Origin of the sequence: uncultured Vibrio sp., assembly GCF_947488985.1 — a bacterium.
GTDB lineage: Bacteria > Pseudomonadota > Gammaproteobacteria > Enterobacterales > Vibrionaceae > Vibrio.
In genome coordinates this window covers 1-14618 of sequence record NZ_CANLBV010000005.1, presented here as the reverse complement: position 1 = coordinate 14618, position 14618 = coordinate 1, and the positions used below count along the sequence as shown (strand labels likewise).

The following is a 14618-nucleotide window of genomic DNA, read 5'->3' as shown; positions in this document are numbered from 1 at the left end:
ACACAATGGCAATTACAAGAAGAAGTTTTCTGAAAGGTGTCGCGACGACTAGTGCGGCATCGGTTATTGGCCCAAGCTTATTGGCGTCGGCATCGGCTTCAGCAGCAGAAACAGAGGGAACATGGAAGGTTTCAGGTTCTCACTGGGGTGCATTCCGAGCTCGAGTTTACGCGGGTAAAGTGCAAGAGATTAAGCCTCTAGAAATCGATCAGCATCCTACTGAAATGTTGAAAGGAATTAAGGGTATCATCTACAGTCCATCACGTGTGCGTTACCCTATGGTGCGCTTAGATTGGCTGAAAAAACACAAGTACAGTGCCGACTCTCGCGGTAACAACCGTTTCATCCGTGTGACATGGGATGAGGCGCTTGATCTCTTCTACCGTGAATTAGAGCGCGTTCAGAAAGACTACGGCCCGTCGGCTTTGCATGCGGGTCAAACGGGTTGGAGACAAACAGGCCAGTTCCACAGCTGTACTAACCATATGCAGCGTGCTGTGGGTCTACATGGCTCATTTGTTCGTAAAATCGGCGATTACTCTACGGGTGCAGGTCAAACGATCATGCCTTACGTATTAGGTTCTACGGAGGTTTACGCGCAAGGTACCTCTTGGGAGTTGATCCTAGAAAACAGTGACAACATTATTCTTTGGGGTAACGATCCGGTTAAGAACCTGCAAGTTGGCTGGACATGTGAAACACACGAATCTTTCGAATACCTAGAGCAGCTGAAAGAGAAAGTAGCGAACAAAGAGATCAACGTTGTCTCTGTTGACCCTGTTCAAAATAAAACAGGCCGTTATCTAGAGAATGAGCAGATGTACATCAACCCACATACGGATGTACCGTTTATGTTGGGCGTTGCGCACGTTCTTTATAATGAAGAACTCTACGACAAAGAGTTCATTAATACTTACTGTCTAGGTTTTGAAGATTTCATCAAGTACGTTCAAGGTGAAACGAAAGATAGAGTTGAGAAAACACCTGAGTGGGCTGCGGCGATTTGTGGCGCAAGCGCGGATTCGATTCGCGATTTCGCCAAGATGCTGGTTAATGGTCGTACGCAAATTTTGGTTGGTTGGAGTATTCAGCGTCAAGAGCACGGTGAACAGCCATATTGGATGTGTGCAGTCATTGCTGCCATGGTCGGGCAAATCGGTTTACCTGGCGGTGGTGTGTCGTATGGTCACCATTATTCAGGGATTGGTATTTCCTCGACTGGTTTTGCCGCTCCAGGCTCTTTCCCATTGAATATTGATCAAGGGCAAACACCAAAATTCACCAATACTGACTTCAAAGGCTACAGCAGTGTCATTCCTGTTGCTCGTTGGGTTGATAGCCTGCTTGAACCGGGTAAGAAGATCAAAGCAAACGGCGCGACGGTCACACTGCCTGATATCAAGATGATGATATTCAGCGGTAATAACCCGTGGAGTCACCACCAAGATCGAAATAAGATGCGCAAAGCGTTCAAGAGCCTGCAAACGGTCGTTGCTGTTGACTTCGCTTGGACGGCAACGTGTCGTCACTCTGATATCGTACTTCCAGCTTGTACCCAGTGGGAGCGAAACGATATTGATGGTTATGGCGCGTACTCTGGCCGTGGCTTGATCGCAATGCATAAGCTAGTCGATCCTCTGTTCCAATCTAAGACAGACTTCGACATCATGGCGAGCCTAACTAAGCGTTGGGACCGTTATGACGATTACACGCGCGGTATGGATGAAATGCAGTGGGTTAAATCTTTGTATGACGAATGTCGTGCCGCAAACGAAGGCAGCTTCGAGATGCCTGAGTTTGCCGAGTTCTGGGAAAAAGGTTTCTTAGACTTTGGTAAAGGTAAGGCTTGGACTCGTCACGCTTCATTCCGTGAAGATCCTGAGATCAACGCGTTAGGTACACCTTCTGGTTTCATTGAAATCACCAGTCGTACCATTGGCAACATGGGGTACGAGCACTGTCAAGAGCACCCAATGTGGTTCGAGAAATCTGAACGTTCACATGGTGGTCCAGGTTCTGACAAACACCCATACTGGCTACAATCTTGTCACCCAGATAAGCGCCTTCACTCTCAGATGTGTGAATCTGAAGAGTGGCGTTCGACTTACGCGGTACAAGGCCGTGAGCCAATCTATATCAACCCTACAGATGCTAAGAAGAAAGGCATTAAAGATGGCGATGTAGTGCGTGTGTTCAATGATCGTGGTCAACTGCTAGCAGGTGCGGTGCTAATGGACAGCTATGCTCCAGGTGTTGTTCGTATCGAAGAAGGTGCTTGGTACGGCCCGCTCAACGAGAAAGAGGGCGCACTAGATACCTATGGCGATCCAAACACGCTAACTCAAGATATCGGAACGTCTGAACTCGCTCAAGCGACGTCAGCAAACACATGTTTGGTAGACTTTGAGAAATTCCAAGGCAAACTGCCTCCAGTAACTTCATTCGGTGGTCCAATCGAAGTTTCTTAAGACTTGTACTTGAGAATCAAGATTAAAGCTTGAATTAAAACCCCTGTAAGCGTTCTTACAGGGGTTTTTTGTATTTCTTATATCTGTCTGAGGTTTCTAATTAAGTCTTGTCGTCGCGTTTTTGAAGGCTTTTTAGGGGCGAACTATAATGTATGGCTTGAGATAAGTTGCAGAAACAATATGGTAAAGCTTGGGGCAAAGGAAGAGTGTGTTTTCAAGGGGATCTCTTAAGACTTTGGGGCGTCGAAAGCAAAAAGGCCGATACAAAGTACCAGCCTGTTAGAAACCTATGGAGATTAGCGAAAAGCTTGGATAAAAACTTGATCCTTGAATAGAAACTTAAGCCTAAAGTTCGAATATTAACCAATAACCGTATGCACAGATCAAAGCGGGCACACTCGAATACAAGGTGGCGACGAGCGCTGCTTTAGGTGCCATCGCAATTGCAGGGAATAGCGCATCACCATCATTTGAAATCGCATTACCTACTTGAGCCGAAAGTGGAAACGCACCTGATAGGTACAGGCTAGTGACCAATAATTGTGGACCACAGCCAGGTAGCAAACCCATCAACACGCCCGCCAGGGGGAGCATGATCCCCCAACTTGAGAATAGCGTCGTAAAATCCACATTTGCTAGCACAGAGCCAAATTCGAAGAAAAGAAAGGCAGCCACAACCCATGCTGTCACAAAGTTGGTGTCTTGAGCGGTTTTTTGCAGTGGATGAGAGCCTAAACATTTCTCATCTTCACTTACTGCTGATTTATAATCTTCAATTTCGCGAGTGAGGCCCCATAGAAACATCGAGCTAATCAATAAAATTGTCCCCGCCCATTCCATCGACATTTCAGGCAACGCGAGTAACTCGTTTACGTCCACTTGAAAAGAACCAAGTAGAGCCACCGCAGCGCCGGGAGTAATCAGCACAGACCATAGGTAACCTTGTAAATTGATCGCTTTTTTTGAAACTGCGGCTTTGCTAAGAGATAGGTAATGGCAGTCGTTTAAATGACAGTGAAAACTGAGTTGTTTTCGAAGCACGATTGCTTGGCAAAAAAGAGGTTAGACGATCCATAGGTGTTACTCAAAATTAGTGGCTGAAGATAAATACATGCGAATGATAATAATTATCAATTACATTTGTTGTTTTTTATCTATTGTTACTGTTGGCTAAACCTAGGAAACATGACCAATCTAAAAAAATGAGGTAAAGTATGGCTAATAAAGAGAGGCTCTAAAGGTAGAGTCATAATTGTTAGTGTAATAGGAAGAAACATGATTTTAGTTGTTGGTCACAAAAACCCTGATAGTGACAGTATTTGTAGTGCGTTAGTTGCAACAGAGCTTCTTAAAGCTCGTGGCGAGGAAGCGACACCAATTCGCCAAGGCGAGATCAACCGCGAAACTCAACACATTCTAGAAGTCGCTGGTGCTGAAAAGCCAGAGCTTCGTACTTCTGTTGCTGGTGAGAAAATCTGGCTAGTTGACTACTCAGATCTCGCACAAGCACCAGACGATGTTGCTGATGCAGAGATCGTTGGTATTGTCGATCACCACCGTCTAGGCGACGTGATGACAGTAAACCCAATGGAAGCTTGGATCTGGCCTGTTGGTTGTACAAACACTGTACTTTTCAACATGTTTAAGATTGAAGGTCACGCTATCTCTCAACAAATCGCTAAGCTAATGATGTCTGCAATTCTTTCAGACACCGTTGGTTTCGCATCTCCAACATGTACTCAAAAAGACAAAGACGCGGTTGCTGAACTTGCTGAAATCGCAGGTGTAGAAGACGTTGATGCATTCATCAAAGCACTTCTAATCGCTAAAACAAACATCGAAGGCCTATCTGCTGCACAGCTAGTAGAAAAAGACCTTAAAGGCTACCCATTCAACGGTCGCGATGTTGTTGTTGGTCAAGTTGAGCTTGCAACTCTTGAGCAAGTAGACGGCATGATCGAAGCTCTAGAAGCTGATCTTGAAGAGCGTTGTGAGAAAGACGGTCTAGCATTTGCTGCGGTAATGCTAACTGACATCACTACTGCGCAAACTCGTCTTCTTTACAAAGGTGAGTGGGCTGAGAAATTGGTTAAGCACGAGAAAGACGGCGTATTGATGATGGAAAATACACTAAGCCGTAAGAAGCAAGGCTGGCCTTGGCTACAAGGTGAGCTTGTTTAATCAAGTCACTTAAATAATAAACGCCTGCTTATTTAGCAGGCGTTTTTCTTTGAAGTAGCCTTTCTTCTCAATAGAAATATTTGAAGTTAATACTACTCAGCATAAAATGAACAAAGTTACTGACTAACGTAGGAAATTAAGATGACTACACAGCTAGACGATAAAAAAATCGCTGAGATTAATAAGTATACGGGTGAGCAACGCCTTAAATACTGTGTGAAAGAAATCGTGGCAAACCGTGAAGTATGGATCTTAACCGATGAACACGGTTGTGTAATGCTAAACACAGAAGATGAAGACTGTGTTCCAGTATGGCCTAATCAAGAATTCGCGGAGTCGTGGGCAACGGGCGATTGGTCTGAGTGTAAAGCTGAGTCTATCTCGTTAAACAAATGGCACAGTCGCTGGACGAACGGTCTAGAAGACGATGAACTTGCTGTCGTTGTATTCCCGAACGAGCAAGAAGAAGGCGTTATCCTGTTCCCTGATGAGTTCGACTTCGAGCTGAAGAAGCAAGCTGCTAAGCGCTAATCTTCTCGTTACATCATAAGTCAGCGTTGCCTTTCTTAGGCAGCGCTATCATTCAATTATCCCACCTAAGCTGTTGCCAACGTATTTTTGTTAGTACCCAATCAACTGATACAAAGGCGCTTTCGACAAAAGACTTATCTAGCCAAGTCAGCGGTGTACTTACGGCATTAAAAGAAACAACCGCAAGCAAGAGGGGAAGCATTGAAGCTTTTGTTAGCATGCGTTATCCCTCTTAGTGGCTAGTGAAAAAACGAAATCAGTCTAGTGGTTTGGCGCTTTGGAGAAATGGCTCTCAACCAGTCTTTGAGTGATTTGGTGAGTTGGGTTGGTCAGCACTTGATCCGTTTCACCACTTTCAACCACATTACCTTCGTGCATCACGATGATCTTGTCGGTGATGTGCTTAACAATACCAAGGTGTTGAGATACGTAGACGAACGACACGCCCATCTCTTCTTGCAGCTCTAGGAATAGGTTTATGATTTGAGAGCGCATTGCCATGTCCAAACCATTCAGCGCTTCGTCGGCAACAATAATCGATGGTTGAAGGATTAATGCGCGAGCCAGGCATACCCTCTGTTTTTGACCTGCAGCGAGCATCTGCGGATAGAAGTAAGCATGTTCAGGGAGTAGGCCTACACGCAACAATGTGTCCTTCACACGACGTATCCGTGCTTCTGGTGACATGTTGGTGTTTCGCTTCAATGGACCTTCAAGAATTCGACCAATCTGAATGCGTGGGTTAAGCGAAGTGTTCGGATCTTGGAAGATCATTCGGATCAACTTGCAGCGAGTCGAATAGTCTTTGTGCTCGAGTTTCTCACCGTTGACTCGAATTTCGCCTCCAGTAGGTTCAACCATGCCGGCGAGCATTCGCGCCAATGTCGACTTCCCTGAGCCATTTTGGCCGATAAAACCAATGGTTTGGCCTGCTTCAAGGGTAAAACTCACAGGTTTTACCGCCTGATGGATTTTTTTACGGAAAAGACCAGAGCGTGTCGTAAAGTCTTTGGATAGTTTACTGACTTCTAATAATGCACTCATGATTTCTTTTTCTTCTCCATATTCAGAGGGAAGTGACAGTTAAATTTATGGCTTTTGAGCCTTGTGGTGTGAGGGATCTCAACACACTGCCTTTGTGCGTATGGACAACGCGGCCCCAGCCTGCAACCGATTGGAAGATGTTGCAGCGGTGGAATAGACCCTGGCAAAGATTGCAGTTTCTCTTTGTGAGGGATCCAATCGTTAAAGTCTGGCATCGCTTTTAATAGTGCGACTGTGTAAGGGTGCTTAGGCGCGTCCAATAGCTTTTGCGTGTTAGCCGACTCGACAGACTGTCCACAATACATAACGGTAATGCGATTTGCCCATTGAGTAATAGTGGTTAAATCATGGCCAATCAGAATGATGGTCGTGTTATTGATCTGATTCATTCTACTCAACAAACGCAAAATTTGAGATTGGGTGATGGGGTCTAAGTCATTGGTTGGCTCATCGGCAATCAATATTTTTGGCTTGGCAGCAATAGCCATCGCGATCATGACTTTCTGACACTCACCATCCGTCAACTCGTAGGAGTAGCTGTCCATTATGCGTGCGTGGTTTTTGATACCAACCTTATGCAGTAACGCAATCGCCTGTGTTTTACGCCATTTAAATCGCTGCCACCAACGGCCTTCAAATGAACGAGAAGGAATGGCTTCAATCAGCTGATTTCCCACGTTTTCGGAGGGATCAAGACAGGTTGAAGGCTCTTGGAATATCATTGCGATATCACGTGTGATCACGCGACGTCTTTCTTTCGGGGTGAGTTGCAGTAGGTCTATATTGCCTAAGCGCATCCGGTCGGCAGACACCTTCCAGTTTTCTTTACAAACCCCTACGATCGCTTTTGCGACCAAACTCTTGCCTGAGCCTGATTCGCCCACTAGACCACGAATTTCCCCTTCATTAAGGGTAATACTCATTCGATCTACCGCTTTAACCAGACCTTGAGGCGTTTCAATTTCGATGGTGAGATGTCGAATATCAAGTAACGGCATTATTCGATTCCTGCATTGAGTGCTTGACGAACACCTTCACCGACAAGGTTAATCACAATGACTGTAAACATAATAGCGAGGCCGGGTAGGGTAACTGTCCATGGTGCTAGGTAAATCAGCTCAACCGAGTCACCCAAGATGGAGCCCCATTCGGTGCTCGGTGCTTGAGCTCCGAGTCCTAAGAAACCCAAAGCGGTGATATCCAGAATGGCAACCGACAGAGCCAGTGTTACTTCGAGTGCAATTACAGTAAGAATATTGGGGAGGATAGAGTTCCATAATAGGTAGAAGTCGTTGGCACCATCGAGGCGAGAAGCGAGAATATAGTCCTTCTCTACTTCGGCGTGAACGGCAATATACACCGAGCGAATGAAGCGTGGAATGAGTGCTAAACATAAGGCAAGCAAGATATTAAACTCACCAAAGCCAAGAAATGCCACAAAGATAATCGCAAGTAGTAACGATGGGATCGACATGACGGTATCAAGCAAGTGGTTAAGTGTGCTTGATAGCAATCCCCGCGTCATACCCGCCAGTACGCCAATGACACAGCCGATGACTGCTGCGATAAAGGTAATTACAACGGCGGCACCAAATGTCAGCTGAGAGCCAATAATCAGACGAGAAAGAATGTCTCGACCCAAATCATCAGTACCTAAGAAATATTCAACGGTTCCGGCTGGATCCCAAGAGGGTGGGGTCAGCAGATGACCGGTTTGTTCTTGCGCATCATGCGGGGCCAACCAAGGCGAAGTGATGGTGATAAGAATAATGAAAGCTAAACACCATAGCCCAAACATCGCGAGGTTATTGGCACGAAAGCTGCGGCAGAAACGCTCAAACTGGGTTGGGATCAGCTCTTCTTGGTAGACATTATTTGTTAGCATACCATTCCTTCCTTACCAGAGGGTTGATCGTCGCGCCCAATAGATCGGACAGAATATTTGCCGTCAAAACCAGCGTTGCCATGACAATAACTCCCGCTTGAATTGAGACGTAATCCTGATTGGAAAGCGCATCCAGTAACCAGCGTCCAATCCCCGGCCAGTTAAAAATAGACTCGGTAATGATCGCGAGGGTTAACATACTTGATAGCTGAATACCGACCTTAGGAATAATCGGCGGTATCGCATTTCTTAACACGTGCTGTGTGACGATCTCTATGGTTGATAGGCCTTTGATACGCGCCGCGCGGATGTAGTTTTGCTTCATGACTTCAGCCACCGAGGAGCGCATCAGACGGATAACCTGCGTTGTTGGTGCGAGCGCTAAGACGAAGCAAGGTAGCGCCATGTGTTCAATCACACTTTGCAGAGCGTGCGATCGATACTGACCTTCAGAGAAGAACGCATCAATCATCGCAAAGCCGGTAACATGCTCAATCTCGTAAAGTAGATCATATCGACCGCCTACAGGGAACATCTCAAAGTGCAGAGAGAAGACCATGATCATCATTAGCGCCAGCCAAAATATTGGTGCTGAGTAACCAGCCATTGAGGTAAACGATATGGTGGTATCGATAAATTTACCTTGTCTCATGCCTGCGATCGTGCCAAAAGGAATACCAATGAACAACGCCAGTACAAAAGCAAAGAAGCACAGTTCTAAAGTTGCAGGAAACACCACCGCCAGTTCATCAATGATAGGCACACCGTGCTTGCTTAAACCAAAGTTAAGTGCCGACAGTTCTGTGATATAACTCAGCCAACCGGGCCAAAAATCTTGAATTGCCCAAGGTGAGGTTTGGTCAAGACGAAGTAGCGAGAATCCAACTAACGTCAGAATCGCCAGCGTAATCACAAATAAGTTTATCCGTCTTAATGTATACCAAAACATCAGTGCACCTCCCTTGTGACTTGATCAAAAGGCTGAGCATTGAAGGGGCTCTGCTTAAAGCCAGTGAGCGAGCGATCGTGTACGCGGAACTGGACTCCGTGGGCGAGAGGTATAACGGGAACCTCTTCATTCAGGATATTTTGCGCTTGACGATACAAGTTTACTCGGTGTCTTTGTTGGTTGATTTCTAAGGCGAGATCCAGAAGGAAATCAAAATCAGAATTGCACCACATAGAGACGTTCAATCCGGCGCGTTCAGAACCGCAAGACAGCAGGGGACGTAAGAAATTATCGGGATCGCCGGTGTTGCCAATCCAACCCGTAAGCAGTAGATCGGTTGAGGCTATCGAAGACAGTTGCGTACGATCGAATCGATCGTCTGTATAGAGTTTCAATTCGACGCCGATATCGGCAAAATTCGATTGGATTAACTCTGCGGTTTTTCTCGGACTTGGGTTGTAAGCTCTAGGTTCTAACGGTACCCACATAGAAAGTTCTAACCCCGACTCAACCCCGGCCTCTTTCAGAAGCGCGATGGCGTAATTTCGATCATAACGAACCTGAATATTGTCTTTCGGGTACGCCCAAGAGGTAGGAGGCAATAATGTGTAGGCCTTGGTTCCGGTTCCATAATAAACAGAATCGAGAATATTCTGGCGATTGATCGCTAGGTTGAGCGCTTTACGAACCCGAGAATCACTCAGTGCTGGGTGCTCAGTGTTGATCGCGATAAACGATACATTGACCGCTGGTGTCGCTGTGATCATCAGTTCTTCATGATCTTGAATGACAGGAATTTGACTTGAAATAGGAGAATTCAATACGTCGCATTCATTACGTAAAAGCTTGGCGAGTGTGCCCGTTCCACGCTGTGATGTGTCGAACACAACTTGGTCCATTTGTACGTCACCCTTCCAATAATTTGGGTTCTTTTTCAAGCGCACGAGATCGTTGATTTGGTATTCAGCTAAGTAGAACGGTCCAGTGCCGACTGGCTTAGAATCGATGTCATTTTTTTCGTCGGCAGCAATAAGCTGGTTGGCATACTCTTTTGAGTGGATAACCGCATAGCTGGTAGCGATATTATTGAGAAATGAATTATCTGGGCGACTTAATTGGAATTTCACCGTGAGGTCGTCAACTGCGCTGATATCGACAATCAGATTCTGGAAATCAATGCCTGCAAACCATGGATAGAGACCACCGCCCACATAATGAAATGGGTTTGAACTGTTAACAACACGCTCAAAGCTAAAGACCACATCTTGTGCATTCATGCTACGAGTGGGAGTGAACCAGTCTGTCGTCTGGAACGCAACATTTGGGCGCAGTTTGAATGTATATTCTGTACCTGATTTATTAACAGACCAACGGGTTGCCAAGTTCTGTTTTGGTCGGTAAGTCATGGGATCAAGAGTGAGCAATGTATCGAAGATCTGAGGGCTTAGCGATTCTGATGTAATTCCGCTATCAACCAGTTGAGGATTGAAGGTGCTAGGGTTACCTTGACCGCAATAAGTGAAGCCATTTTCACGGATTTCCGTGTGATCCACACTTTCACTACACCCTGCTAAAAAGCTCAGTAGGCAGATACTTAGTGATAGTCTTATTAGTGCTTTCATAAAAAGAAATACTTGTCGAAACGAGGTGTTAGAAGAGCCTCAAGATCCGGATAATTTAACATTTTATTGATTGTGCTCCAAATAATAATCCTAAGTGACCGCTATTTATCGTTGGCTTGCCCGACAATCGCATATTTCCTCACCATTCCTCGCAATTGGTTGTAGGTTAGCCCCAGCAATTCTGCCGTTTGCTTCTGGTTGTACTTGCTCTGTTTTAAGGCTTGATTAAGCAGTTTGATGTCTTGTTGCTCTTGCCATGCTTTATAATCAAGCGGCAAAGTAAACGGAGTATCAGAGGAAGTATGGTTGTCAGTCGGAGCATTGCCAACGTCTTGTGTCGAATCTTGTTCATTATTCCATTCGTTTTTAAATGGGTTAAATACTAAAGATTCAATAGGGTATGGGTTTTTACCGTGCTGGTAGATAGCTCGCTCAATGACATTTTTAAGCTCTCTCACATTGCCCGGCCAAGAATAATCTAATAGTGCTTCAACAGCAGAAGGAGCAAAGCCAACAAACAACTCTAGCTCTAATTCACGGCACATTTTGATCGCGTAGTGCTCTGCGAGTAGCGTGATGTCTTCTTTGCGCTCGCGAAGTGGCGGGATAGTAATTACGTCAAATGCCAGCCTATCTAATAGGTCGGGTCTGAACTCGCCTTTTTGTGCCATATTAGGCAAGTCAGCGTTGGTCGCGCACACCAATCTTACGTTTGCACTTAGTGCTTTTTGTCCGCCCACACGTTCATATTGGCCGTATTCAATCACGCGCAAGAGCTTTTCTTGAACGGCTAGAGGGGTCGTCGCTAATTCGTCGAGAAACAGAGTGCCGCCTTCCGCCCTTTCAAAGCGACCTTGATGCCGACCTTTAGAGCCAGTAAACGCGCCAGATTCATGACCAAATAACTCAGAGTCAATTAAGCCTTCACTCAGTGTTGAGCAGTTTAGAGCAATCAAAGGTTGATCCCAACGTTTTGACAGGTAATGCAGCCTTTGAGCGACCAGTTCTTTACCTGTCCCTCGCTCACCAATGATCAGCACGGGTCTTTCGATTGGGGCTAACTGAGACACTTTATCGAGAACAGAGAGAAAACTTGGAGATTCACCAATAAGATTCTGCTGCATAACGGGCCCTTGTGTGGTTTGCGTATTGGTCGCCATTCTCCAGAGGAAGTGGTGGTGAAAATTACCAATACTTGGTTAAATTTATCATAGCATGGGTTGGGATAATCACCATGTTATTGTAACTCTTTGATAATAAATAGCTAAGAAGTTGGCACGCAACTTGGATTACTTATGGCAGGTTTAACAACAAACGTAAATTTGTGAGCAGGTGGTTGAGAATCCAAACGGCGATTTAAAAACTATTTGTTATCACTGCCATTAAGGAGTTTCCCATGGGTATTTTTTCTCGCTTTGCAGACATTGTAAATTCAAACATTAGTTCACTATTAGATAAGGCTGAAGATCCTGAAAAGATGATTCGCCTGATTATCCAAGAGATGGAAGACACACTGGTAGAGGTTCGCACGAACTCGGCTAAAGCTATTGCAGACAAGAAAGAACTCGCGCGTAAAGTTGAAGCTATCGAGTCACAGATCCTAGATTGGCAAAATAAAGCGACGCTGGCGTTGACCAAGCAGCGTGAAGATCTAGCTAGAGCGGCGTTGATTGAAAAGCAAAAACTCGAAGACATCATTAAGAGCCTTCATACAGAGCAAACTTTGGTGCATGAAACCATTGAAAAACTCACCCGTGAGATTGGCAAGCTTGAAACCAAAATCGAAGAAACTCGCGCCAAGCAGCAAGCACTAATGATCCGTAATAATGCCGCAAGCAATCGTCGTGATGTACAAAAACATCTGCACTCAAGCAAAACCAGCGACGCGATGGCGAAGTTTGAGCAATTCTCACGTAAAGTGGATGAATTGGAAGCTGAAGCGGATGTTTACGCCAAAACGGGTAATGCAAAATCTCTGGATCAAGAGTTCGCAGAGTTACAAGCGCAAGATGACATTGAAAAAGAACTGGCGAAATTGAAGCAACAAGTTGAAAACCGCGATAAATAATTTAGGAGCAGCCCATGTCAACCTTTCTAATTGCAGGCCCACTGATTGCCTTCTTAATCTTTGTGGCGCCGCTATGGTTATTCTTACATTACCGCAGCAAGAAGAAATCCAGCAATGGTCTTTCAGAAACAGATCTTCAACGTCTGCATAAGCTTTCTGCGCAAGCCGAATCCATGCAAGACCGAGTGAAAACGCTAGAAAAAATACTGGACGCGGAGTCGCCGAACTGGAGACGAAACTATGAATAGAGATCTGTATCGAGATCCCATTCAAGGCAAGCTATCAGGTGTATGTGCAGGGTTAGCGAACTATTTTGGCCTAGAAGTTTGGCTGGTTCGTATTCTGGTGATATCTGCGGCGCTGCTTGGTGGGAGCTTTCTGATATTGCTGGCGTATATTGCGCTGACTTTCATGCTGGAAAAGCAGCCTATTCAATATGTCAATGAGATGAAGGCTAAACAAGAGCACACGTTGAAGCAAAAGCCTTGGGAAAAAGGACAAACGGCTGAGTCTTTATTGGACACGTTGGAGGGGGATTTCCAGAAGTTAGAGTCCAGTGTCCGCAATATGGAAGCTTATGTGACCTCTGATACTTTCAAGGTCGACCGCGAATTTAAGAAGATGTAATTTCAGTATCGGAAAAGTATCGTATAACGGCTTGGGTAGTTTATCCCAAGCCGTTATTTTTTTTAGCAATTTTACCGGAATAAATCTTGCGATAGCTGGTAAGTTGCATGTGGGTAATCTATGTTATAAAAATACTTATAGATATGGATGATCGATAATGTACAAAGCCTGCGCAGTTCTTATGATGACCTTAGCTGGGTTATCAGGGTGTGGGAAGGAGCTCCCTCCGGTCCCTGAACCCGAATCCAGACCCGCCAAACTTTTTACCGTCTCTGTGGGCAGCAATGCCTTTGAACGAGACTTTCCGGCGACGACCGAAGCGGGTGATAAAGCCGTTTTAGCTTTTCGTGTCCCAGGCCTATTGCAAACCATCGACGTCACATCAGGACAAGATGTTTCCAAAGGTGATCCACTCGCTACGCTCAATCCCGACGAGTATCAACTGCTTGAAAAACAAGCGAGAGCGAATTTTAAACTTGCTGATGTTCAATATCAACGGTCAATCAAACTGCGAAAAGATCGCGTAGTCTCTGAGCAAGATTTTGACCAAGCCAAAGCCAACCATAACTCAGCGCGGGCGGTGCTTAATCAAGCCAAAGCGAATCTAGGTTATACCACTTTGGCCGCTCCTTATGACGGAACGATCTCTATCATCCCTGCTGAAAATCACGAATATATCGCTGCGAAGCAAGGCGTGATGAATATTCAAACCAATCAGATCCTTAAAGTGGTTTTCTTACTGCCTGATCAATTGATTACCCGTTTTTCATCAGGCTTTGAGACCGATGCCACCATGATATTCGACGCGTTTCCAGAGCACTCTTACAGTCTCACTTTTCAAGAAGTGGATACAGAAGCCGATCCAAAAACAGGCTCTTATAAAGTCACTATGATCATGGAAAGACCTAGTGATGTCGGTATTTTACCGGGTATGTCAGGTACGGTTAATTTGGTATCTGCACTCGCAGCGGCCACAAAAATACCCACCTCAGCAATGATGACCAATGGCGATGAGGTCTCTGTATGGCGTGTTAATAACGATGGCATTGTTGAGAGCGTTTCCATTGTTATCGATGATAAACGTCAAATTGTATCTGGGCTGAGTGATGGAGACCGCATTGTGACTTCAGGGGTTCATGGCCTTGAACCGGGCGTTGAGGCTGTAAAATTTCTCTTTTTTCAACCAATATCACCTGACTTTTTGAGCACTTTTTTCGTCTAAATTAGCTTAAATACTGTGCAG

At 45.3% G+C, this 14618-nt stretch carries 14 protein-coding genes; 7 read left to right on the top strand and 7 right to left on the bottom strand.

Features of this window, described 5'->3' with window-relative positions; translation table 11 throughout:
- The first annotated feature begins 5 nt into the window (after positions 1-5).
- Complete coding sequence (gene torA / locus Q1A70_RS01900) at positions 6-2468, top strand: trimethylamine-N-oxide reductase TorA (RefSeq protein WP_299686434.1); 2463 nt, start codon at positions 6-8, stop codon at positions 2466-2468.
- Between the two features lie 345 nt (positions 2469-2813).
- Here the strand turns inward: torA and Q1A70_RS01895 are convergent, their stop codons facing one another.
- On the bottom strand, positions 2814-3509 hold the full coding sequence (locus tag Q1A70_RS01895; RefSeq protein WP_299686432.1) for a putative manganese transporter: 696 nt from the start codon (positions 3507-3509) through the stop codon (positions 2814-2816).
- A gap of 234 nt (positions 3510-3743) precedes the next feature.
- On the opposite strand from Q1A70_RS01895, the gene Q1A70_RS01890 reads away from it, so the two are divergent.
- Together Q1A70_RS01890 and Q1A70_RS01885 are read left to right on the top strand one after the other, a co-directional pair.
- A complete protein-coding gene (locus tag Q1A70_RS01890; protein WP_017630461.1) occupies positions 3744-4649 on the top strand; it encodes a manganese-dependent inorganic pyrophosphatase in 906 nt (301 codons plus the stop codon).
- A 141-nt stretch (positions 4650-4790) separates the two neighbouring features.
- Positions 4791-5180 (top strand): DUF2750 domain-containing protein, encoded by a 390-nt coding sequence (locus Q1A70_RS01885; RefSeq protein WP_004734596.1) that lies wholly within the window; start codon positions 4791-4793, stop codon positions 5178-5180.
- 261 nt (positions 5181-5441) lie between these two features.
- Here the strand turns inward: Q1A70_RS01885 and Q1A70_RS01880 are convergent, their stop codons facing one another.
- The 6 genes from Q1A70_RS01880 to pspF form a co-directional block, all read right to left on the bottom strand.
- Positions 5442-6224, bottom strand: a complete 783-nt coding sequence (locus tag Q1A70_RS01880) for an ATP-binding cassette domain-containing protein (protein WP_299686416.1) — start codon at positions 6222-6224, stop codon at positions 5442-5444.
- Positions 6221-7222 carry an oligopeptide/dipeptide ABC transporter ATP-binding protein gene (locus Q1A70_RS01875; protein ID WP_299686414.1) on the bottom strand — a complete coding sequence of 334 codons (1002 nt, stop codon included), beginning with the start codon at positions 7220-7222 and terminating at the stop codon, positions 6221-6223. Before Q1A70_RS01875 ends, Q1A70_RS01880 begins: the two co-directional genes overlap by 4 nt.
- Positions 7222-8109, bottom strand: a complete 888-nt coding sequence (locus tag Q1A70_RS01870; RefSeq protein WP_299686412.1) for an ABC transporter permease subunit — start codon at positions 8107-8109, stop codon at positions 7222-7224. The genes Q1A70_RS01875 and Q1A70_RS01870 overlap by 1 nt, the downstream gene beginning before the upstream one ends.
- Positions 8096-9058 carry an ABC transporter permease subunit gene (locus Q1A70_RS01865; RefSeq protein ID WP_299686410.1) on the bottom strand — a complete coding sequence of 321 codons (963 nt, stop codon included), beginning with the start codon at positions 9056-9058 and terminating at the stop codon, positions 8096-8098. The genes Q1A70_RS01870 and Q1A70_RS01865 overlap by 14 nt, the downstream gene beginning before the upstream one ends.
- Positions 9058-10680 carry an ABC transporter substrate-binding protein SapA gene (sapA, locus tag Q1A70_RS01860; RefSeq protein WP_299686407.1) on the bottom strand — a complete coding sequence of 541 codons (1623 nt, stop codon included), beginning with the start codon at positions 10678-10680 and terminating at the stop codon, positions 9058-9060. The genes Q1A70_RS01865 and sapA overlap by 1 nt, the downstream gene beginning before the upstream one ends.
- 101 nt (positions 10681-10781) lie before the next feature.
- A complete protein-coding gene (gene pspF / locus Q1A70_RS01855) occupies positions 10782-11804 on the bottom strand; it encodes a phage shock protein operon transcriptional activator (protein ID WP_299686405.1) in 1023 nt (340 codons plus the stop codon).
- A 272-nt stretch (positions 11805-12076) separates the two neighbouring features.
- On the opposite strand from pspF, the gene pspA reads away from it, so the two are divergent.
- The 4 genes from pspA (at position 12077) to Q1A70_RS01835 (ending at position 14597) form a co-directional block, all read left to right on the top strand.
- Positions 12077-12748 carry a phage shock protein PspA gene (pspA, locus tag Q1A70_RS01850; protein WP_299686403.1) on the top strand — a complete coding sequence of 224 codons (672 nt, stop codon included), beginning with the start codon at positions 12077-12079 and terminating at the stop codon, positions 12746-12748.
- Positions 12749-12762: 14 nt separating this feature from the next.
- Entirely contained in the window at positions 12763-12996 is a 234-nt protein-coding gene (pspB, locus tag Q1A70_RS01845; protein ID WP_050652260.1) for an envelope stress response membrane protein PspB, read from the top strand.
- Positions 12989-13375, top strand: coding sequence for an envelope stress response membrane protein PspC (gene pspC, locus Q1A70_RS01840; RefSeq protein ID WP_299686399.1), 387 nt, complete (start codon positions 12989-12991; stop codon positions 13373-13375). The genes pspB and pspC overlap by 8 nt, the downstream gene beginning before the upstream one ends.
- Positions 13376-13532: 157 nt before the next feature.
- Complete coding sequence (locus tag Q1A70_RS01835; protein WP_299686397.1) at positions 13533-14597, top strand: efflux RND transporter periplasmic adaptor subunit; 1065 nt, start codon at positions 13533-13535, stop codon at positions 14595-14597.
- Positions 14598-14618: the final 21 nt, after the last annotated feature.